General features: G+C 58.3%; 16 protein-coding genes. 1 reads left to right on the top strand and 15 read right to left on the bottom strand.

The window, feature by feature from the left end; translation table 11 throughout:
* Positions 1–70: 70 nt before the first annotated feature.
* The 12 genes from TRM7557_RS00945 to cyoA form a co-directional block, all read right to left on the bottom strand.
* Entirely contained in the window at positions 71–3088 is a 3018-nt protein-coding gene (locus TRM7557_RS00945) for a beta strand repeat-containing protein (RefSeq protein WP_058288343.1), read from the bottom strand.
* A 374-nt stretch (positions 3089–3462) separates the two neighbouring features.
* Positions 3463–4122: an ATP-binding cassette domain-containing protein gene (locus tag TRM7557_RS00940; protein ID WP_058288342.1), complete on the bottom strand. Its 660-nt coding sequence runs from the start codon at positions 4120–4122 to the stop codon at positions 3463–3465.
* Complete coding sequence (locus TRM7557_RS00935; RefSeq protein WP_328586527.1) at positions 4115–5605, bottom strand: ABC transporter permease; 1491 nt, start codon at positions 5603–5605, stop codon at positions 4115–4117. Before TRM7557_RS00935 ends, TRM7557_RS00940 begins: the two co-directional genes overlap by 8 nt.
* A 223-nt stretch (positions 5606–5828) precedes the next feature.
* On the bottom strand, positions 5829–7040 hold the full coding sequence (locus TRM7557_RS00930) for an ABC transporter substrate-binding protein (protein WP_058288341.1): 1212 nt from the start codon (positions 7038–7040) through the stop codon (positions 5829–5831).
* A 142-nt stretch (positions 7041–7182) separates the two neighbouring features.
* Positions 7183–8520 carry an efflux transporter outer membrane subunit gene (locus TRM7557_RS00925; RefSeq protein ID WP_058288340.1) on the bottom strand — a complete coding sequence of 446 codons (1338 nt, stop codon included), beginning with the start codon at positions 8518–8520 and terminating at the stop codon, positions 7183–7185.
* A 301-nt stretch (positions 8521–8821) separates the two neighbouring features.
* A complete protein-coding gene (locus tag TRM7557_RS00920) occupies positions 8822–9889 on the bottom strand; it encodes an FAD-binding oxidoreductase (protein WP_058288339.1) in 1068 nt (355 codons plus the stop codon).
* A 7-nt stretch (positions 9890–9896) separates the two neighbouring features.
* Positions 9897–11129, bottom strand: a complete 1233-nt coding sequence (locus TRM7557_RS00915; protein WP_058288338.1) for an aromatic ring-hydroxylating oxygenase subunit alpha — start codon at positions 11127–11129, stop codon at positions 9897–9899.
* A 600-nt stretch (positions 11130–11729) separates the two neighbouring features.
* The gene (locus TRM7557_RS00910; RefSeq protein WP_058288337.1) at positions 11730–12461 is read right to left on the bottom strand and encodes an SURF1 family protein; all 732 of its coding nucleotides are present in this window, start codon (positions 12459–12461) and stop codon (positions 11730–11732) included.
* Positions 12458–12814 (bottom strand): cytochrome o ubiquinol oxidase subunit IV, encoded by a 357-nt coding sequence (cyoD, locus tag TRM7557_RS00905; protein WP_058288336.1) that lies wholly within the window; start codon positions 12812–12814, stop codon positions 12458–12460. The genes TRM7557_RS00910 and cyoD overlap by 4 nt, the downstream gene beginning before the upstream one ends.
* Positions 12811–13473: a cytochrome o ubiquinol oxidase subunit III gene (gene cyoC, locus TRM7557_RS00900; RefSeq protein ID WP_058288335.1), complete on the bottom strand. Its 663-nt coding sequence runs from the start codon at positions 13471–13473 to the stop codon at positions 12811–12813. Before cyoC ends, cyoD begins: the two co-directional genes overlap by 4 nt.
* A 5-nt stretch (positions 13474–13478) precedes the next feature.
* Positions 13479–15515, bottom strand: coding sequence for a cytochrome o ubiquinol oxidase subunit I (cyoB, locus tag TRM7557_RS00895; protein ID WP_058288334.1), 2037 nt, complete (start codon positions 15513–15515; stop codon positions 13479–13481).
* Positions 15516–15521: 6 nt separating this feature from the next.
* Positions 15522–16616, bottom strand: coding sequence for a ubiquinol oxidase subunit II (cyoA, locus tag TRM7557_RS00890; protein WP_058288333.1), 1095 nt, complete (start codon positions 16614–16616; stop codon positions 15522–15524).
* Between the two features lie 215 nt (positions 16617–16831).
* Here cyoA and TRM7557_RS00885 point away from each other — a divergent pair, with 215 nt between their 5' ends.
* The gene (locus tag TRM7557_RS00885) at positions 16832–18112 is read left to right on the top strand and encodes an MFS transporter (protein ID WP_058288332.1); all 1281 of its coding nucleotides are present in this window, start codon (positions 16832–16834) and stop codon (positions 18110–18112) included.
* A gap of 78 nt (positions 18113–18190) precedes the next feature.
* Here the strand turns inward: TRM7557_RS00885 and speB are convergent, their stop codons facing one another.
* From speB to TRM7557_RS00870, 3 genes are read right to left on the bottom strand one after another with little or no spacing between them, the layout of a single operon-like run.
* Entirely contained in the window at positions 18191–19042 is an 852-nt protein-coding gene (speB, locus tag TRM7557_RS00880) for an agmatinase (protein ID WP_058288331.1), read from the bottom strand.
* On the bottom strand, positions 19039–20211 hold the full coding sequence (locus TRM7557_RS00875) for a carboxynorspermidine decarboxylase (RefSeq protein WP_082626467.1): 1173 nt from the start codon (positions 20209–20211) through the stop codon (positions 19039–19041). Before TRM7557_RS00875 ends, speB begins: the two co-directional genes overlap by 4 nt.
* Positions 20212–20226: 15 nt before the next feature.
* Positions 20227–21438, bottom strand: coding sequence for a saccharopine dehydrogenase family protein (locus TRM7557_RS00870; protein ID WP_058288329.1), 1212 nt, complete (start codon positions 21436–21438; stop codon positions 20227–20229).
* Between the last annotated feature and the right edge of the window lie 45 nt (positions 21439–21483).

Raw genomic sequence — 21483 nt, 5'->3', positions numbered from 1 at the left:
CTGCGGCCAGCGCTACGGAATAGGAGCCATCAGCCGCCCCCCCCCAGCTGCACCCCTGCCCGTCCCCCGTCTAGGCCGCCCCGCGTGGCGAGCCATCAGCCCCCACGTCCACGGTGGCGCTGGCGACGGTCAGCACCGCGCCGCCGGGGCCGGTGACGGTGATGTCGCCAATGTCGATGGAGCTGACATCCAAGGCGGTGTCATCGGAGAAGGTGAGGGTGATGTCGGTTGTGGCGGTGCCATCTTCGGGCGCGCCAATATCGGGGGCGACAACCGCATCCACCTGCGGCGGGGTGGTGTCGGCGAGGGCGACCTCAAAGCTGGCAAGCGCCAGATCCTCGGGGGCGGCATTGCCGCTGGTGTCGAGCACCTCATCTGCGGCCAGCGCCACGGAATAGGTGCCATCATCCGCGCCATCCCAGGTGCCGCCCGGGGCGTTCACCGTATAGGTCACCGCGCGTGGCGAGCCATCAGCCCCCACGTCCACGGTGGCGCTGGCGACGGTCAGCACCGCGCCGCCGGGGCCGGTGACGGTGATGTCGCCAATGTCGATGGAGCTGACATCCAAGGCGGTGTCATCGGAGAAGGTGAGGGTGATGTCGGTTGAGGCGCTGCCATCTTCGGGCGCGCCAATATCGGGGGCAACAACCGCATCCACCTGTGGCGGTGTGGTGTCGGCGAGGGCGACCTCAAAGCTGGCAAGCGCGGCGTTCTCGGGGGCGGCATTGCCGCTGGTGTCCAGCACTTCATCTGCGGCCAGCGCTACGGAATAGGTGCCATCATCCGCGCCATCCCAGGTGCCGCCCGGGGCGTTCACCGTATAGGTCACGGCGCGTGGCGAGCCATCAGCCCCCACATCCACCGTGGCGCTGGCGACGGTCAGCACCGCGCCGCCGGGGCCGGTGACGGTGATGTCGCCGATGTCGATGGAGCTGACATCCAAGGCGGTGTCATCGGAGAAGGTGAGGGTGATGTCGGTTGTGGCGGTGCCATCTTCGGGCGCGCCAATATCGGGGGCGACAACCGCATCCACCTGCGGCGGGGTGGTGTCGGTGGCGCTGGCCCCGGTATAGGTGAACTCGAGATAATCAGTGCGCAATGGCTCGCTCGCATTTGGCGTGCCAAGGATTTCCACCACATCCCCCGCCTCAAGCGTGACGTCAGAAATGGTATATGTGGCGAAAGCACTGGCGTTGGCGATCGCGGCGCCTGCGTCCTGATCCCAAGTAAATGTTTCAATGAGCACGCCATTTACCAGCAGGCTCATCGTTGACTGGCCATCACTTTCATCGAAATGGCCGATGGTTATGTCATAAATGCCGTTTTCACTGGTGAAAGTGTAAGAGGCTCGCTGTTCGCCGGACCCGCCCGACTGCAAATACTGCCCGGATGAGGCGTTCCCATTGTTGCGGATAACAAAGCCCGAAATGATGGTCAGCGCTTCTGCCTCAACCCGGAATGGGTCCGGGGTTGGCACTGACAGGTCGACAGTGAAGGCGGCCAGCGTTGGATCTTCGGCAACGGCATTGCCGCTGGTGTCCAGAACCGCGTCGCCAGCTAGGGCGACGGTATAGCTGCCTGCGTCGGGCCCATCCCAAGTGCCGCCCGGAGCAGCCACCGTATAGGTCGCGGTGCGCGGCGTGCCATCGGTATTGGTGTCAACGGAGACCGCGCTGACCGTGAGCGGACCACCGGGACCGGTCACGGTGAGGTCGGTGACATCAATGCTGGCCACATCAATCGCGGCATTGTCCGAAAAAGTCACTGTGATCGAAGTGGACGCATTGCCCGCATCCGCGAGCGAAATGTCGGGTGCGCTTGCAGCACTGACAACAGGTGCCAGTGTATCGCCACCGCCTGCCCCAACAAAGGTAAAGTCGATATAGTCGGTGCGCAGGGGTTCACCACCGTCTTTGGTGCCTACCAGTTCAACCAGATCACCAGCGGCAAGCGGCACGCCCGAGATGGTATAGGTGGCAAAGGACGAGGGATTGGCCAGTGCATCGCCTGCATCCTGATCCCAGATGAATGACCCGGCGAGTGCGCCGTTGACCAGCAGGCTCATTGTGGACTGGCCATCATTTTCGTCGAAATGGCCGATAGTGATGTCATAAGACCCAGCCGCATCGGTGAATGTATAAGCGGCCCGTTGTTCCCCGGAGCCACCGGCCTGTGCATAGGCCCCAGCGGACGCATTGCCGCTGTTGCGGGTAACAAAATTTGTGAGCAGCATGTCTTCGACTTCAACCCGGACCGGGTCTGGGCTCGGTTCACTGAAGTCCGCGGTGAAGGCGGCCAGCGCTGGATCTTCGGCAACGGCATTGCCGCTGGTGTCCAGAACCGCGTCGGCAGCCAGCGCGACAGTATAGCTGCCTGCGTCGGGCGCGTCCCAGGTGCCGCCCGGAGCGGCGACCGTATAGGTCGCGGTGCGCGGCGTGCCATCGGTATTGGTGTCAACGGAGACCGCGCTGACCGTGAGCGGACCACCGGGACCGGTCACGGTGAGGTCGGTGATATCAATGCTGGCCACATCAATGGCGGCATTGTCCGAAAAAGTCACTGTGATTGAAGTGGACGCATTGCCCGCATCCGCCAGTGAAATGTCGGGTGCGCTTGCAGCACTGACAACAGGTGCCAGTGTATCGCCACCGCCTGCACCAACAAAGGTAAAGTCGATATAGTCGGTGCGCAGGGGTTCTCCGCCGTCTTTGGTGCCAACCAATTCGATCAAATCACCAGCCGCAAGCGGCACGCCTGAGAGGGTATAGGTTGCGAAGGAAGAGGCATTGGCCAAGGCTCCGCCCGCATCCTGATCCCAAGTAAAAGAACCAGCGAGCGAGCCGTTGACCAGCAGGCTCATTGTGGACTGGCCATCATTTTCGTCGAAATGGCCGATGGTTAGGTCATAGGCTCCATCAGTTGCACTAAACGTGTAGGAGGCTCTTTGTTCCCCTGACCCACCCGCCTGCGCATAGGCCCCAGCGGACGCGCTGTTATTGCTACGGACCACAAACCCCGTGAGGTTCAGGGTTTCGACTTCTATGCGGAATGGATCCTGAGCGATTTCGGCGTTGTTTTCCTCGTCCACGACGGGTTCTCCCTTGTACGCGGCTGAACAAGGGCAGAGATGCGGAAGGGAAATATTTGTGAGAAGGAATATTCTGACCACTTACGCATTGAGACGCTGTCCCCGGCATTTCTGCACGAAGACCCCTGTTCATACTCGTTAACAATTCTGCGCCGCCGGTCGTAGGAGGACCGCTGGCGGCACGCTATTCACAACTACAAAATGACAGCAGCTTCGTGGATAACCGTTTCCAAGCCGCAGTATGTCAGGAATCAGCATAGGCGATTCTGGTCTGAGGTCACAAACATTAATATTTGTATGCCCACGTGGGAGAGGATGACGACCTGCCGGCAACCATCAGCTGGATTGGGGCAGCGGTGTTGGGACCGGATGCGTCATGTTGCAAGAGGGGGCGGAAATCGCAGGATGTCACCTGCGGCGGCCTCCGCATCTTCTTGATCGTGGGTTACCATAATGACGGGAAGCTGGGCTTGCTCTGCTTTGGCAAAAACAAGGCGTCGCATCCGTGCGCGAAGGTCTTGGTCCAATCGGGAGAACGCTTCGTCCAGCAACAGGGCCTCGGGTTCTGACAGCAGCATGCGCATCAGGGCGACCCGCGCCCGTTGTCCACCGGACAGGCTGGCCGGATCTCTGGATGCGAAACCCTTGAGATCAATGTCTTCCAACGCCTGTTCGACCCGCGCGCGCCGGTGTTTCGTCCGTGGCGGCAGACCAAAGGCCAAATTCTGGGCGACAGAAAAATGCGGAAACAGGAGATGATCCTGAAACAGGATGCCAAGGCGACGCTTTTCCGGCGGCACCTGCATAAGCTCTCGGTCATTCAGGCGCACGGAACCGCTGCACCGAAAATCGGGTGACAAGGTGCCGGTTATGGCCGCCAAAAGGGTGGACTTCCCGATCCCAGACGGTCCCATGATTGTAAGCGTTCGGCCAGGAAGGACGTGCGCGTTCACTTGCAAAAGCTTTTCGCCCGAGCGGCGATAAACGCTCAGGTCCGAGAGGGTCAGACCGCTTTGGGACGCTGCTTTATCCATTGGTCATGCCTTTTCGGTTTCTGAACATCAGCGCGGGCAGCGCGTAGGCGAAAAGAAACGGAATCCATGCTGCAAAGGTCAATGTGATGGCCCAAACGCCGATTTCTCTGCGATTTCCGCCGGATGCCAATGCAATTGCTTCTGTCGTCAGGGTTTCCACCCGTCCCCCCGAGGCCAGAAGTGTTGGAAGATACTGACCAACCGAAACCGCCATGCCGATGGCAATTGCGATCAATATGGGGGCCAGCATCATTGGAAGTTTGACGCGCCACAGAATACTCTGCTGCGAGTGCCCCAATGCAGAGGCAACAGTGGCAAGACGTCTGTCCCAAGCGCGGAAAGGCCCGGCCAACGTGAGAAACACATAAGGCAGCACAAACACCAGATGCGCTACGGCGACGGGCCATATCCCGTGATTCACGCCGGCCAAAAGAAGCAGGATTTGCAATCCTGGCAGAAAACTGATTTGCGGCAGGATCAGTGGGATATAGAGGATCAACACGCCTCCGGTACCCATTGCGCGCCCGCGACGGTGTTCTGTTTCCAGACACCCGATGACGAGCGCAAGGGCCACGACAGCGACCAGAAACGCAAGCGAGACTGTTGTGAAACCGGTGAAAAGCAAGTCTTCTCCGGCGCGGTCCCAGGTTCGTGTTTTGAAGGATTGCGGCAAGACGTCCGGGAACCGCCAACGCCCTGTCACTGACCAAAGAAAATGTGCGAGAAGCCCTGAGAACAGGAGAACAGCGGTTGCGGTCACGGTGCTAAGCCCGATGGGCTTTAACGCACGAAACGCCAAGCTGTTGCCCCGAGCCCCGCGCCACAAAAGTGCTTGCACGCATGTTGCACCCGCGACTTCGCCAGCTTTCCAAATTATCAGTGCAACAAGCACCAGAACCAGTTGCAGCAATGCGGCAGCGGCCGCTGGGGCACGGAGACCGAGGTCTGGGTCATTCATTGCATTGAGAATCTGTATGGACAAAACCGGCGGGGCGGTGGGGCCGAGGATCAGGGCCATGTCCACGTTCGATATGGCATAGGCAAGAACGGCGTAGACCGGAAGTCGCGTCTGACGATAGGCCCCGGGCAGGACGGTCAGGCACCAGCCAAGAACAGCCCCATATCCCAGCGCCGTTGCCACATTGGTCCGGTCCCGGACCTGCAGCTGGGGTAGCGTTGCGATCAGCATCAGCAACAAGAAGGGCAGCTCTTTCAGCACAAGGCCAAAGATGAGGGACCAGCCGCCGGGGTCATTCAGCACCAGAATATCCGGTGGGCGGTTCCATCCGGTGGCCCAAGGGGACATCAGCCGCGCAACCCAACCGGACGGTGCAATGAGAAAGGCCAGGCCCAGTGCCGCCGCCGTATGCGGCAGGGACAGCAACGGCGACAAAAGCCCATGCGCAACTTTGAACCAGCGTGTGCCCTGCCACCCAGCCACCAATAGGACGGCCAAAACAAAGGCAATGAGTGTTGCGATCACACCCGTTTTAAGAGACAGCCATAAAGACCGCGCCAAGCCCGGCCATTCCGCCAAAGCGGTCCAGGGCTCCAGAGAAAAGGCAGCCGCGCCAGATGGGCGGAGGAGGCCAAAACTCGGAAGCAGTGTGCCCAGCAATCCGGCCAGAACCGGACCCAGCAGAAAAAGGAGGGTCAGCGTGGGAAAAAAGGCCGGCCCTTTGGTCGGCCTTCCCATGCGCGGGTGATCAGTTTCCGGCACCGTAGCGTGTGCTCCAGTCCTGCTCGATTTTGGTCATCCAGCTGGCATGTGGTTCCGGCAGCGCCTGGCCCAGTTCGGCGGGCGAAAGCGTGGCTGGCCCGAGGTCAAGCGCCGCAAATGCATCCCGGTCCGAGGCCGCAAGTGCATCCATGTTCAACACGGTCCCATATCCAAGGATATCAGGCGTTTGAGCGCGCAATTGTGCCTCGGGGCTCAGCAGGAAATCCGCAACAACCATGGCACCGGCCTTGGCGGATGCATTGAACGGAATGGCCACAAAGCTCGCGTTGCCCAAGGTGCCACCATCAAGCACAAATGTGCGTGCGGTGTCAGGAAGCAGGTCATTGGCAATGGCCGCGCTGGCCTCGCCCGGAGAGAAGGAGATCGCAAGGTCGATTTCGCCATCGTCAATCAGCTGCAGTTGACGTGGACCGGTCTGTGGGAAGGCGCGCCCCTGACGCCACAAGGATGGGGTCAAGGCATCAAGCCACTGCCAAAGCGGCGCAGTGACGTCGGCATAATTGGCTCCGGCAGGCGATTGCAGAACGCTGGGGTCGTCGGCCAGTTCGATCAGCATTTGCTTCAGGAATGTACCGCCCAGAAAATCCGGTGGCTGCGGGAAGGTGAACCGGCCCGGGTTGGCCTGGGCCCAGTCCAACAGGGCTGCGGCAGATTTTGGCGGATTTGGCAAGGTTTCGCTGTCGTAAATGAAAACGACCTGCGCCATGGCCCACGGGCTTTCGTATCCTTCGGTTGGAACGGTGAAATCCGTGGTGACGGTCTTCCCGTCCGCATCGACGAACTTCCAGTTTGGCAGTGCTTCGGCAAAGGGACCAAACAGCAAGTCTGCGTCTTTCATAGCTGCAAAATTCGCGCCGTTGATCCAAATCATGTCCACGGCGCCGCCGTTGGTTTTACCGGCGGATTTTTCCGCGATGACGCGGGAGACGGCGTCTGCTGTGTCGCTGAGCTTGACGTGTTTCAGGGTCACGCCGTGTTCGTCTTTGACGCGCTGGCCAACCCAGGCAATGAAGTCATTGGTTTGCGGAGAACCGCCCCAAGCGTTCCAATACACTGTTTCGCCGTTGGCATCTTGCAACACGGCGTCCCAGTTGTCTGGATTTGGCGCAGGGGAGGGAGTCTCTGCAAGGGCAGCTGTCGCAAAGACGCCGGCAGCAAGAATGGCGGTTAGACGCATGAGTTCGGATCCTCCTCTAAATCAAGGTCATTGGGGTCAGCCCAAGGACGTTGAGAGGTAGGGATAGGTTCTTGCGCCGTTTCGCACAACGGTTTGAAGGGGTTCCCCACGAGACTGTGACCAGTCAGGTCGGATTGAAGCCCTAGTTTGTCGGGCGCTCGGTACCTGTTTCATCCGTTGGTGCGCCCACCATTGAACCGCGACCGGTGGCAATGGCCAGCTGCGCTTGTGCCAGCGCATAGCTGCGATAGGCCTGTGCCAAACGGGTTTGCGTTCCGGTCAGATCGTCTTCGGCGTCCAGCGTTTCAAACAGGGTCGCAGCACCAAGGCTGTAGGCGTCCCGCGACAATTTGCTGAGCTGGCTGTAACTCACCGCGGCGCGGCGGAGTTGCGAAATCTCGGTCCAGCCGTTCTTGCTGCGGGACAGATTTTCTTCGACCTCGCCGATGGCATCCCGCACCGCGGACTGCCACTGCAGCTCGGCTTGTCGCGCGCGTGAAATTGCGGCGTCGCGGTTTGCCAGCAGGCGTGGTCTGCTCAAGAGCGGAATGGTCAGCGCCGGGCCAATCTGAAGGCTGTTGTCAGACGAAACCCGGATCGTGCCACCAACGCTCAATGACGGGTAGAGTTCCGCTTCGCTGACTCCCACGGCAGCCATGCTAGAGGCCAGGCGGCGTTCGGCCGCGCGGATGTCTGGGCGGTTCCGCAATAGGTTTGCGGGCACACCGGCGCCGTAGGTTTTGCGCGGCAGCGGGATACCTTTGTAGCTTTTCTTCAGACGGGCTGCGATTTCAGGGCTGGATTTGCCCAACAAGGTGCCAAGGCGCACAGTGTTGACCTCAAACCCGGTCTTGAACGCGGGAAGGTTTGCGCGCTGCAAGGCCAGTTCGCCTTCGGCGCGTCGGTTGTCGATCAACGTGGCCTCATCGACCTCGCGGCGCTGGTCGATCAGTTTGAGGGTCTCGCTGCGGTTTTTGATCGAACGACGGGTGATGACCTGGCTGCGTTGGAAAAAACGCGCTTCGATATAGGCAGAGAAGAGCTCTGCCTGAAACGCCAGTCGCGTGGTCTGTGCTTCGGCGGCGGTCGCATCGACAGTGGCCAAGGCTTGTTCGCGACGGCGGCGGAAACCGCCGAACAGATCAAACACATAAGCTGCATCAAATTCGGCCAATTCGCGGCTTCCGCCACCATCAAAGCGGTCGGCTTGCAAAGACAGGTCGCCGCTGACCTGGCTGGCACCGGAGCGTTGTGCACGGTAAGTTGCGCGGGCTTCGGTCAACCGTTCGGTTGCAATTTGAATGTCCAGACTGGCGGCTAACCCTTCCGACATGAGCGCATTCAGCTCTTTGTCACCGAACCGTTCCCACCAACGTTCTTGCGCGGCGGCTTCCAATTGGTTGCGGGCCGAAAACGCAAACGAGTCCGGCAGATTGATCTGCGGAGGAACGTAGTTCGGACCAACAGCTGCGCAGGACATCAGGCACGCGCACGCACTCAGAGCGATAAAAGATCTCATACTGCCTCAACACACTTTTTTTGTTGCCTTGAACATACCGTGTGACGTGCGAAAATCTGTAGGGCTGGGGCAGAACCGGCGGAATTCCCCCAGTTGGGGTGTCTATTTTTGGTTAATGTTTCGTCTGCGCCACAGTTGGTGGGGTCAAATCCACGTAAATGGCGCGAAAGAAATAGATCAAAATGCAAACGACCTCAGGCAAATACACCTGAGGTCGTTTTGAGTTCAGCAAAGATCAGCCTGTCTGACAGGTCAAACGGCACTATACGTCGACGGTCACTTTGCCGATTGGGTTTGAACAGCACGCCAGAATATAGCCGTCGGCGATGTCATCGTCCGAGATGCCACCGTTATGGACCATGTGCACTTCGCCCTCGGTCTTTTTGACCTTACAGGTGCCACATACACCAAAGGTACAACCGGACGGGATGTTCAGACCATTCGCTCGGGCTGCTGCCAGAACCGTGTCTGTTTCGGCCACTTTCGCGGTTACACCAGACGCTGCAAATGTGACTTCTGCGCTTGCCTCGTCATCCGGCAGGCCTTCGGTCATATCAGGCTGATCAGCGACTTCTTCAACAGGCGCGCCAAAGCTTTCCTGATTGTAGTTGTCCATGTCAAAGCCAAGACCGGCCAGCGCTTCGCGCACGGCGTTCATAAACGGCTCTGGACCACAGCAGTAAACTTCGCGTTCCAGATAGTCCGGCGCCATCAGGCCCAGCATAAGCTGGTTGAACTGACCCTGGTACCCGGTCCAGGGGCTGTATTTGTCGGCTTCTTCCACAACAAATTTCAGCTCCAGACCCGGCGTGCGGGAGGCCATGTGCTCAAGACGCTGACGGAAGATGATCTCCGAGGGGCGTTTGGCACAGTTCACGAACACAACGTCCATGTCCTGACCTTCGTCCCACATGCAGGCGGTCATCGACATCATAGGTGTCACACCAGACCCGGCGGAGATGAAGAGGAACTTCTTTGCCTGGCTTTCGGCGTTGGTGAACAGACCTGCCGGGCCGATCGCTTTGATTTTGGAGCCGGGCGCCAGATTGTCGATCATCCAGCGTGTGCCGATGCTGTCAGCCTGCGCCTTTGCGGTGATGGTGATCGACCGCGGGCGAGACGGCGACGACGAAATTGTGTAGGTCCGGTAGAGCGGGCCGCCGGGAACCGGGATTTCCAACGTCAGGAACTGACCGGGCTCATAGTCGAACAAGGCCCCGGAAGGTGCCTTGAACGAAAACGAATAGGTGTTTGCAACTTCGGGAACGATCGAGACGCATTCCAGCGTCTCTGTATCTTTCCAAAACCCGCGTTCGCTTGTCTTTGCCATAGTCTTATTACTCTGCGGCTACGGCCTGAGGGCCCATGTTGCGTTTCAGGGTGTTCAGGTACCACTCCACAAACTGGATGACGCCGCTTTCCTGCAGTTCGGAATAGGGACCAGGTTCGTAAGCGGGTGTGTTGATACCCATCTGGTTGAACTCCACCACTTCGCGGTCTTCGTCGTTGGTGTGTTCCCAAACTTCAGTCAGACGCTTCAGGTCATAGTCAACGCCTTCAACCGCGTCTTTGTGAACCAGCCATTTGGTTGTCACTTCGGTCTCGGTCGGGGAGATCGGGTTGACGCGGAACACGATGGAGTGATCGGGCAGGAAGTGGTTCCAGGTGGACGGGTAGTGGAATTTAACCAGCGTGCCCGCGTCGTCGTGCTGAATGGTGCCGAGCCTCTTGGTCACTGCGGCCTTGCGGTCCAGCGTGTAGCTGACAGCGCCATCCAGAAGCGGCATACGCGCGACGCGGAACTGGCCTTTGTTAGCATCCAGAATGAAGTTCGAAGCCAGACCAGCCGCTTCAAACCGGTCGAAGTGGCTTTGCAGTTCCTCGGGGAAGGTGCCGTCCGGGTTTGCGCCAGTGATGCGTGGGTTGTCCGAGAAGGTGCGGCACAGGGACGGGTGGTTGCCGCCGCAATGGTAGCACTCGCGGTTGTTTTCCCAGACCAGCTTCCAGTTGCCGTTCTCAACAATGGTGCTCTCAAAGGCGACTTTTGCATTGCCCAAATCGTGCGGCTCCAGATAGGGGCGCGCGGTTTCGGCGAATTCTTCGAAATCGGGGGCTTCGTCTGCGAGGCAAACATAAACCAGACCAGCGAGTTCACGGCAGTGAACGGTCTTCAGGCCATGTTGGGACGGATCAAACTCTGGACCCATGTCTTTGGCCCACATCAGCGAACCGTCGAGTTCGTAGGTCCACTGGTGGTAGGGGCAGACCAGCTTGGGGCTGTTGCCTTTGGCCACCTTGCAGATCATGGAGCCACGGTGACGGCAGGCGTTGTGGAACGCCCGGATCACATTGTCTTGGCCACGCACGATGATGATCTTATAGGCACCGATGGACTGCGCGACAAAGCTGCCTGCTTTTTCCAGATCGCAGGCCGGAATAGCGAACAGCCACTCTTTGTAGAAGATTTCTTCAAGATCGGTCTGGAAGACGTCGGGATCGTTGTAGAAGGCTTGCTCAAGCGCGTGACCTGGCTTGCGAGCAGCGATCAATTCACCAATGTTTTTACCCATTGCCCTGGCTCTCCTGCCGCGCGGAGCGGCTTGCTTGCTGTGGAACGGTTTCGATGCGTCGACTGGTCTGCGCGCAAACCGCTCTTGGTTGAAAGTCTGTGAGGGCGCAAACCAGTGCCTATAGCGACAAAAGCGAGCGCCTCTTAAGGTTTCGGTTTTAGCGGCTTTGGCCCCGTGAGATACGTCTTTTGCGACAAGGAATACCGTGTTCGAGACATGGCCTTATTTTCGAACGTATTTCGGTGTTCTCCGGTCGTTTTGGCGCATTTTTAGATAGTTTGCGCCACGTAAAGTGCTGAAATTTCCGACGCTTACCCGTTAAGTGACAGGAATATAACAGGAAATTTCCTGGACCCTATTCAGCATCTTATTCCGATCCGACGCCACCGGAAGTGATGTGATCAGATTCGTGTCGAAAAACGATGTTGTTTGGTCGGTTTTGTTCCGCACCACAACGCGCTACGTGCAACGTCCTATTGCGGGGCATTTGGTTGGAACCGACACAGAGCCAGACCAGAAGGAATCACTAGTAAACTACTATAGGTTGTGCTCGACTCATTCTTGCGTTCGATGACCGGTGGGTTGCCGCGGAACAGGGGCTTAGCCTTTTGCGCGCAGGGTCTGAAAGCGGCTGTAAACCACATAGATCATCGCTGCCAAAAACAGCGCGGCCATTGCATACCACGTCAGCGCATAGCTCAGATGATTGTTGCGAAAATCAAGGATGGTCAGGCCGCCTTGTGGCCACACCCCAGGGTCCGCCGATTGCGCCGCGTCGAGGTAGAAACTGTGGCGGGCCGAAATTCCAACAGCCGCGTTCATGGCTGGAATATCCGGTGAAAACCAACGCTTGGCGGTTGGATCGTTCTTTTCCAGCAGGGTTCCATCGGGTCTGCTTTGGCGTACCAGAGCGGTGATGACCTGAGCGCCAATTGGGCGGTTCAAGGCTGTTGGGTCATATCCGGTTGGGGCGAAACCACGGTTGATCCAAAGGGTGTTCTGCTCTGTGACAAGCGGCGTCATAATCCAGTAACCGGGGCCAAGATCCGTCACGGCTTTGATGCGCAGGCTAAGGTCATGGCGGAATTCACCACGTGTTGTCACGCGCAGGTATTCGGGCACGGGATCAGTTTCCGGGATTGCAACAGGCGCACCATAGGCACGGTTTTCGACCTGTTCGATCAGATCCAGCTTCCAGTACAGCCGTCTGATCTGCCAGTTCCCAAGGGAGATCATGGTGACAAAGACGACACCCGCCAGAACAAGAAGAAGCGCGTCCACCCAAAGTGGACGCGCCTCAGTTTCTTCATGCGTCATCGGACGCTTGGTCATTTCACGTCCCGAACGCGTTCGATCTGATCATGTGCGGGCATCATGTTTTCATGCAGGTGCAGCATGACCCAGATAGAGCCGGACATGATGATGATCAGCAGGATCGCAGTGAACAGCAGCGACATGAACTGCCAGCCGTCTTCCGCCTGCACGGTGACATGCAGGAAGTAGTAGACATGCACCAGAACCTGGATCGCGCCGAGGCCAAAGATGACCGCCAGTGCGACGCCAAGGCTGACATCGACGTCGGCCATGACAATCCAGAATGGGACAACTGTCAGGACAACCGACAGCAAGAAGCCGATGATGTAGGACCGGTAAGATCCGTGGTCGGAATGATCATGCGCGCTCATAGCAGCACCCCGGTGAGATAGACAAAGGAGAACACCCCGATCCAGATCAGGTCGAGGAAGTGCCAGAACAGGCTGAGGCAGAGGATCCGGCGAATGTTGGCCTCGGTCAGACCATGCATTTTCACCTGAACCAACAGGACAACCAGCCAGATGGAACCGGCAGTCACGTGCAGACCGTGCGTCCCCACCAGCGTCCAGAAGGCGGACAGGAAGGCACTTGCGCCCGGGCCTGCGCCCAGATGCCAGAGGTGTTCGAACTCCAGAACCTCCATCACCAGGAAGCCAAAGCCGAACAGTCCAGTGATGATCAGCCAGAACATCATCGCGTTCTGTTTCTTCTGCTGCATGTTGATCACGGCAAAACCGTAAGTGATCGACGAGAACAACAGGAAGAAGGTCGCCAGCAAGATCTTGTCGATCTCGAACAGGTCCGCGGGCGAGGGGCCAGCCGCATAGTTCTGACCCACAACCGCGTAGACTGCAAAGAGAATGCCAAAGATCAGGCAGTCGCTCATCAGGTAGATCCAGAAACCAAGCATGGTGCCGGTTTCGTGGTGGTGCTCTTCGTCGTCCCCACCATGATGGTCATGGTGAGGATCTTCGGTGACGTAGAACTGGTAGCCGCCTTCCGGGGCCGGGGATGCAATTGAAGATGCCATTTGCGTTACTCCGCCCCTGCCGCGGCCGGGTTACCGGCGGTCTCGATTGCTCGGACCTCGTCAGCGGGCACATAATAGTCGCGGTTGTAGTTGAAGGTGTGGGCAATGCCCCAGACCACGGACGCCAGGAAGGTAATGCCTGCCAGCCACCAGATGTGGAAGATCAGACCAAAACCCATTGCCGTCAGAAGACCAGAGATGATGATCCCGCTGCCGGTGTAATGCGGCATGTGGATCGGAACAAACCCAGAGGTCGGGCGGGTCGCGCCGTGTTCCTTCATGTGGTGGAATGCGTCCAGAGCGTAAACACGCGGGCTGAAAGCAAAGTTGTAGTACGGCGGCGGAGAGGTGGTTGCCCACTCCAGCGTACGGCCACCCCAGGGGTCATCGCCACATTTCAGCTCTTCACGCTTCAGGATCGACACCAGGATCTGGACGATGAAGGCCAGAAGACCAGCACCCACCATCAGCGCACCCAGCAGCGCGACAAAGAAGTACACAGCATAGAACGTGTCTTCAAAGGCGCTGATACGACGGGTCACACCCATCAGGCCGAGGATATAGAGCGGCATGAAGGCAAACCAGAAACCCAGCACCCAGTTCCAGAAGCTCACCTTGCCCCAGAACGGGTCAAGCTTGAAGCCAAAGGCCTTGGGCCACCAGTAGTTGATGCCCGCAAAGATGCCGAAGACAACGCCGCCGATGATCACGTTATGGAAGTGCGCGATCAGGAACAGAGAGTTGTGCAGCACGTAGTCCGCAGGGGGAACCGCCAGCAGAACGCCGGTCATGCCACCAATGGTGAAGGTCAGCATAAACGCCACGGTCCACATCATCGGCAGCTCGTAAGAGATGCGGCCTTTGTACATGGTGAACAGCCAGTTGAACAGCTTCGCACCGGTCGGGATCGAAATGATCATGGTGGTGATGCCGAAGAAGGAGTTCACATCCGCGCCCGCACCCATCGTAAAGAAGTGGTGCAGCCAAACGATGTAGCTGAGGATCATGATCACGCAGGTCGCGTAAACCATAGAGGTGTAGCCAAACAGGCGCTTCTTGCAGAAGGTCGGAACGATCTCGGAGAAGATACCGAACACCGGCAGGGTCAGAATATAGACCTCCGGGTGACCCCAGATCCAGATCAGGTTCACATACATCATGGCGCTGCCGCCCATGTCGTTTGTGAAGAAATGGGTGCCGAGGTAGCGGTCTGCAGTCAGCAGCGCCAGGGTGGCGGCCAGAACCGGGAAGGTCGCAACGATCAGGACGTTGGTACAGAGCGTGGTCCAGACAAAAACAGGCATCTTCATCCAGGTCATGCCGGGTGCACGCATCTTGACGATGGTGACAACCAGGTTGATGCCCGACAGGGTCGTGCCGATACCAGCGATGTTCAGCGACCACAGATAGTAGTCGACGCCAACACCCGGAGAGAACTCAAGCCCTGACAGCGGCGGGTAGGCCAGCCAGCCGGTGGCTGCGAATTCGCCGACAAACAGCGAGATCATGATCAGAACCGCGCCGGAGACTGTCAGCCAGAAGCTGAAGTTGTTCAGGAACGGGAAGGCCACGTCGCGGGCACCGATCTGCAGCGGCATCACATAGTTCATGAAACCGGTCACGAAAGGCATCGCAACGAAGAAGATCATGATCACACCGTGAACGGTGAAGACCTGGTCATAGTGATACGCGGGTAGAAGTTCGAACAACCCGGCCGAGGCGAGGGCTTGGTGAACCCGCATCAATAGCGCGTCGGCAAAGCCCCGCACCATCATGATGACCGCCAGCACCATATACATGATACCGATTTTCTTGTGGTCGATGGAGGTGAACCATTCGGTCCAGAGATACCCCCAAAGACGGAAGTAAGTCAGCGCGCCCAGAAGGGCGAGCGTTGCCACGATGACGCCGGCAAAGGTGACGGCAATGATCGGGTCGTAAAGGAATGGGAATGTATGCGCATCCCAAGTGATTTTGCCCCACAGCCAGTGCACGTTGTTCACGTGCTCAGCAGCTTCGGCAATTGCGTGTACGTTTGCCATTGGATGTCAGTTCGCTTCCAGAGGGGTGGACTGCTGCAGCGGTGCGTCATGCGCCGGGGGCAGCAGGGTCATTGCAGAGATGATCTCGGACTTGATGCTTGCATGCTCGTCGCGGAGCATCAGGAACAGGGCCTCGGGGTCATCCGCAGAGCACAGACCGCGGAACAGTTCGCGGTTGTACAGGCCTTCAACACCACCGCCACCAAGGGCGTCCACCATCATCATGTCGTTCAGGCAGATTTCGTCGTCACCGACGCAGTGGTTCAGAACCTTGTCCCAGAGACCGGCTTCGACAGCGCCGAAGTAGGCAACGGGGTTGTTCTTGGAAGGCTCTTCCAGCGCAACAAAGGCTTCGCGGCTCAGCTCGTTGCCTTCTGCACGGACCTTTTCGACCCAGGCGTCAAAGCCAGCTTCATCCGAGGCGTGCAGGTCAAAGCGCATGCCGGAAAAGCCGTTACCGGAGTAGTTCGCAGAGAAACCTTCAAAGGTGCCAGCGTGGTTCAGGACCGCGTTCAGCTCGGTTTCCATGCCCGCCATGGTGTAGATCATGCCCGCCATTTCGGGGACATAGAACGCGTTCATCACGGTGTTGGAGGTCAGTTTGAATTCAACCGGGCGATCTACGATCACGGCGGCTTCGTTCACAGTGGCAATGCCCTGTTCCGGGTAGATAAACAGCCATTTCCAGTCGAGCGCGACAACCTGAACCTCGAGCGGTTCAACGTTGGGATCCAGCGGCTTTTCAGCTGAGATACGCTTGAGATCATCATAGGGTTCCAGACGGTGTGTCGCGACCCAGGTCAGACCTGCAAGGCAGATAATAATAGCCAGCGGAACCGCCCAAACGACGATTTCAAGGCTAACGGAGTGGTCCCAGTCCGGCTCGTAAGCCGAATCGGTTTTGTCTTTGTGATATTTGAAGGCGAAGAAGACCGTCAGTGCCATGACCGGAACGATCACGATAAGCATAAGAACGGTAGCATAGACGATCAAATCGCCCTGTTGTGCTGCAATGTCGCCCGAAGGATTGAGGACGACAAGGTTGCAACCAGACAGGAGGAACATCAGGCCCGTGAGGAGGGCGACCTGTGAGAACCGCATGGTGCACCAGTGTTAGTGTTTGTTTCAGGACTAAATGGTGGTTAAGCTCCTAAGGGAGGAGAAGCATAACCGCTCGCGCGACGACTTAGCGCGAGAGGTAGGGAGGCACAAGGTGCGCACCAGTACTAATCCCCACGCGAACATTTTTTGGGCAGTTAACTGAGAGACCCCAACAAGACGACTAAAGAAGACCCTACGCCAAAGGAGACTATTACATGGCAACAACCGACACGAACTTCCAACAGAGCGTGACAATCGACGACGTGATCACCACAGTGGTCATGGCCCGGGTCACAGATTTCTTCGGATTTTTCGTTTACGCGATTGCATCGGCCCTAGTTTTTCCGGCGGTTTTCTTTCCACATCTTGATCCAGTTGCAGGCACGCTGTGGTCTTTTGCCTTGTTTTCATTGGCCTTTTTGGCTCGGCCAATCGCTAGCCTTATGGGGCGAAGTATCCAGACCAAAATTGGGCGACCCGGTAAGATCACACTGGCTCTTATGGTGCTCGGCGTGTCCACGGTCGCCATTGGTCTGCTGCCCGGATACGACCAAATCGGCATTCTTGCCCCCATTAGTTTGGCGGCTCTGCGCTTCGTTCAGGGCCTTGGTCTTGGCGGGGCGTGGGACGGGATCACGCTTCAGCTGAAGAACGCTGCGCCAAAAGGTCGCGAGGGCATTTATGGCATGGTTCCGCAGCTGGGTGGCCCCATCGGTTTCTGCGTCGCAGCGGCGCTGTTTTATGTGCTGTCGGGATTCTTGACCGAAGAGGAATTCCTTGGCTACGGCTGGCGCTTTGCCTTCTTCGCGGTAATGGCTGTGAATGTGGTGGCTTTGTTTGCGCGTCTGCGTCTGCTGACCACCAATTTTGGCAACTCTGATGAGACGCTTCTGAAATCCGCACCGCTGCCGAAACTGCTGCGCAGCGAAGGGGACACCATCGTTCTGTCGGCGCTGTTGCCGCTGGCCAGCTACGCTCTGTTCCACATGGTAACGGTTTTCCCGCTGAGCTACACATTGCTTCTGAGCGACAATAGTGTGACTGACATTCTGCTCTTTGAGCTGCTAGGCGGCACATTGGCGATTGGCGCCGTTATGCTGTCGGGCGTGCTCGCCGACAGGTTTTCGCGTCGCGTTGTAACTTGGGTCAGCTGCGGTTTGGTTGTTTTGCTGAGCTTTTCGATCGGAATGCTTGAAACCAGCCCGGCGCTTTACATTATCTTTGGTCTTGCCGTGCTGGGTTTTTCCTACGGTCAGTCCAGTGCAATTGTTCCGGACCGTTTCGCGCCCGAGTTCCGCTACTCGGGCAGCGCACTTGCGACCAACCTGTCTTGGATCCTTGGTGCCGCATTTGCGCCGCTGGTTGGGCTGTTCCTCGCGTGGGCCTTCGGGCTTTGGGCGGCGGCGCTCTACCTGCTGTCGGCCGTTGTGGTGACTATGGTTGCTCTTTACCTGCTGCAGCAGAAACTCGACCGTAAATGGGCGAAGAACAAGTAAGTCGCAGCAAATCAAACAAAAAGGCCGGGCTCTTACTGAAAGAGCCCGGCTTTCTTTCGAGGGGTGCGGCGCGTGGTATCAGGCCATCGCCATAAGGGCATAGACAATCTGTGCGGTGGTAAAGTCGCTGACTTCGCTGCCTTCAACAGGGGCGAGCTCCACCACGTCAAGACCGACCAGATTGCGGCCCTTACAGGCGCTGCGGACGATCGACAGTGCCTGGTAATATCCCAGACCACCGGGAACTGGTGTGCCGGTTGCGGGCAGGATCGACGGGTCCAGCCCATCCACGTCAAAGCTGACGTAGACGTCCTGCGGGAAATCCTCGGGCAGGGTGACCTCGGAAATATTGCCCGTCACCAGGTCTTCAGCATCTAGCGCAACCACGCCGCAGGCTGCGCGGCGGTCGACCTCTTCCTGGCACATGGCGCGCACGCCGTATTGCGCCATCCTGATCCCGTCTTCCTCGGCCAGCAATTGCATGACAGAGGCATGAGAGTGGCGTTCGTCCTGATAGGCCTTGCGCAGGTCGGCATGGGCGTCAATTTGAATAATTCCGACAGGTCGGCCAAGGCCCTGCACCACACCGCGCACCGCACCATAGCTGAGCCCGTGTTCCCCGCCCAAGGTCACAGGCACCGCGCCCGCAGCCACAGCAGCTGAAGTGCGCGCAGCAATTCGGTCCATCACTTCGGGCAGGGGGCCGTCGCAATCAACAGCGGCTTCCGTGAAAATCCCGGCCGCGCAAGGCTCCGCGCCGCGGTGCAGGCGTTCCAGTTCGGTTGAAGCGTTCAGAATGGCGTCGGGGCCGCCTTTGGTGCCGCTGCCATAAGACACGGTGCGTTCCAGAGGCACCGGAATCACGCGGAACTTGGCGGTGTCGACATTGCATTCAGTCGGAGACAGCTCTCCCTCGAGGAAATCAGTCATGACAGGCGCTCCTTGAAGTCTTCGTATGCAGGGCGGCGCAGGATCCGCAACGCATCAGTATCGGAATTCCACAGCGCAATCGCCGGAAGGGGTACGCCGTTGAAGGTATTGGTTTTCACCATCGAATAGTGGGATTGGTCCAAAAAGGCGAATCGTTGCCCCACCTCGGGAGCAGTCGCGAAGCGATAATCACCGATCACATCACCAGCGAGGCAGGATGGCCCTCCCAAACGGTGAGGCGCGACGTCTTCGACTTCGCCCAGAAGATCGGGACGATAGGGGGCTTCTAGAACATCCGGCATATGGCACGTGGCCGAGATATCAGTGATTGCCAGCGGCATGCTGTTGTCCAGCACGTCAAGGATTTCACCTACCAAAATGCCCGAATTGATCGCAACGGCTTCGCCCGGTTCCAGATAGACCTCGACATCAAAGCGCGCGCGCAGGTCGCGGACAAAAGCGATCAGCCCGTCACGGTCGTAATCGGGCTGCGTGATATGGTGGCCACCGCCAAGGTTCAGCCACTTCAGACGTGGCAGGATGTCGGTGATCTTCGGCTCCAGCGCCGCCCAGGTGCGCTGCAGGGGCTCGAACCCCTGTTCGCAGAGGGTGTGCATATGCAGCCCTTCAATCCCGTCCCAGTCATCCGCAGACAGTTTCGATATCGGCGTGCCAAGACGCGAGCAGGGCGCGGCGGGGTCGTATTTTTCGGTCCAGCCCTCGGAATGTTCGGGGTTGATCCGCAGGCCGAGGCTGACGGTTTCACCCGCCGCGCGGGCCTCGGCGACCTGACCGGCAAACCGGCGGTGCTGACTGGGAGAATTGAAAATCACATGATCCGACAGGTGCAGGATTTCCGGCATGTCGGTGGGTTTGTACCCGGCGCAATAGGTGGTGACCTCCCCACCATATTCTTCGCGACCCAGACGGGCCTCATAGATGCCAGACGCACAGGTGCCGGAGAGATACTGCCGCACCAGAGGTGCGACAGAAAACATTGAAAAGGCCTTGAGAGCCGAGAGGATACGGGCGCTAGAGGCCTCTGCCACCTGGGCAAGGATCTGGAGGTTGCGTTCAACGGCAACCTCATCCACCACAAAACAGGGTGAGGGCACCCGGTTCAGGTCGAACCGGGCGAAGTCCGCGCGATGGAGGGTCTTGGTGTCCATATCCATCTCCGCAGATCAGAACTCGGGGTGTGCGTCGAGTTCAACCACCTGCCAGGGCAAGCCGTCTTTGTTCAGCATGTCCATGAACGCATCGGGATCCAGCTGTTCAGTGTTCCACACACCGGGTTCGCGCCAAATGCCCTGCATCACCATTGCTGCACCGATCATCGCAGGCACGCCGGTGGTATAGGCCACGGCCTGACCGCCAACTTCTGCATAGCACTCTTCGTGATCGCAGATGTTGTAGATGTAGTAGGTCTTCTCGCCTTCGCCGTCTTTCGCGGGGCCGGTGATAATGTCGCCGATGCAGGTTTTGCCCTTGGTCAGCTCGCCCAGTTCGGAGGGGTCAGGCAGCAGGGTTTTCAGGAACTGCAGCGGGATGATTTCCGTGCCTTCGTGCATTACCGGCTCAATACCCGTCATGCCAACGTTCTGCAGCACGGTGACGTGGTTGATGTAGGCATCGCCAAAGGTCATCCAGAAGCGGGCGCGCTCGATCTCAGAGAAGTGGGTCGACAGCGACTCCAGCTCTTCGTGATACATCAGATACATGTTCTTCTTGCCCACGGCGGGGAAGTCGAACTCGTATTTGTGGGTCATTGCGGGGCTTTCGATCCACTCGCCGTTTTCCCAGTGGCGGGCAGGCGCGGTCACTTCGCGGATGTTGATTTCCGGGTTGAAGTTGGTTGCAAACGCTTTGCCATTGTCGCCGCCATTGCAGTCCAGAATGTCGATCAGGCGAATGCCGTCGAGTTTGTGCTTGCGCACCCAGGTCGCCATGATCGAGGTCACGCCCGGATCAAAGCCTGCGCCCAGAATCGCGGTCAGGCCTGCTTCTTTGAAGCGCTCCTGATAGGCCCACTGCCAGCTGTATTCGAACTTTGCCTCGTCTTCGGGTTCGTAGTTCGCAGTGTCCAGGTAGTGAATGCCCGCTTCAAGGCAGGCATCCATCAGCACCAGATCCTGATAGGGCAGGGCGAGGTTCACCAGAAGCTCTGCGCCGCTTTCGCGGATCAGGGCAACTGTGTCTTCGACCTTCATTGCATCCAGCTGCGCCGTCTTGATCGTCACGCCAGTGCGATCTTTGACGTTCTTGGCGATGTCTTCGCATTTGGACAGCGTGCGGCTGGCCAGTGTGATCTCACCAAAGATCTCGGGGTGCATGGCCATTTTGACCACTGAAACTGCAGCGACACCGCCGGCGCCGACAACCAGAACCTTGTTCATCCGTTATTTCCTTCTGTCAGAGGGGGTGGCTTGCCCGAGGGGTTC

It is taken from the genome of Tritonibacter multivorans, assembly GCF_001458415.1.
Lineage (GTDB): Bacteria > Pseudomonadota > Alphaproteobacteria > Rhodobacterales > Rhodobacteraceae > Epibacterium > Epibacterium multivorans.
The sequence above is the reverse complement of the archived record's forward strand: the minus strand, read 5'-3'. Positions and strand labels throughout refer to the sequence as shown.

Coding starts and splice junctions, on each gene's coding strand:
- TRM7557_RS00940 (WP_058288342.1), bottom strand. CDS start 4,122: ATGGATAAAGCAGCGTCCCAAAGCGGTCTGACCCTCTCGGACCTGAGC.
- TRM7557_RS00930 (WP_058288341.1), bottom strand. CDS start 7,040: ATGCGTCTAACCGCCATTCTTGCTGCCGGCGTCTTTGCGACAGCTGCC.
- TRM7557_RS00925 (WP_058288340.1), bottom strand. CDS start 8,520: ATGTCCTGCGCAGCTGTTGGTCCGAACTACGTTCCTCCGCAGATCAAT.
- TRM7557_RS00920 (WP_058288339.1), bottom strand. CDS start 9,889: ATGGCAAAGACAAGCGAACGCGGGTTTTGGAAAGATACAGAGACGCTG.
- TRM7557_RS00915 (WP_058288338.1), bottom strand. CDS start 11,129: ATGGGTAAAAACATTGGTGAATTGATCGCTGCTCGCAAGCCAGGTCAC.
- TRM7557_RS00910 (WP_058288337.1), bottom strand. CDS start 12,461: ATGACCAAGCGTCCGATGACGCATGAAGAAACTGAGGCGCGTCCACTT.
- cyoD (WP_058288336.1), bottom strand. CDS start 12,814: ATGAGCGCGCATGATCATTCCGACCACGGATCTTACCGGTCCTACATC.
- cyoC (WP_058288335.1), bottom strand. CDS start 13,473: ATGGCATCTTCAATTGCATCCCCGGCCCCGGAAGGCGGCTACCAGTTC.
- cyoB (WP_058288334.1), bottom strand. CDS start 15,515: ATGGCAAACGTACACGCAATTGCCGAAGCTGCTGAGCACGTGAACAAC.
- cyoA (WP_058288333.1), bottom strand. CDS start 16,616: ATGCGGTTCTCACAGGTCGCCCTCCTCACGGGCCTGATGTTCCTCCTG.
- TRM7557_RS00885 (WP_058288332.1), top strand. CDS start 16,832: ATGGCAACAACCGACACGAACTTCCAACAGAGCGTGACAATCGACGAC.
- speB (WP_058288331.1), bottom strand. CDS start 19,042: ATGACTGATTTCCTCGAGGGAGAGCTGTCTCCGACTGAATGCAATGTC.
- TRM7557_RS00875 (WP_082626467.1), bottom strand. CDS start 20,211: ATGGACACCAAGACCCTCCATCGCGCGGACTTCGCCCGGTTCGACCTG.
- TRM7557_RS00870 (WP_058288329.1), bottom strand. CDS start 21,438: ATGAACAAGGTTCTGGTTGTCGGCGCCGGCGGTGTCGCTGCAGTTTCA.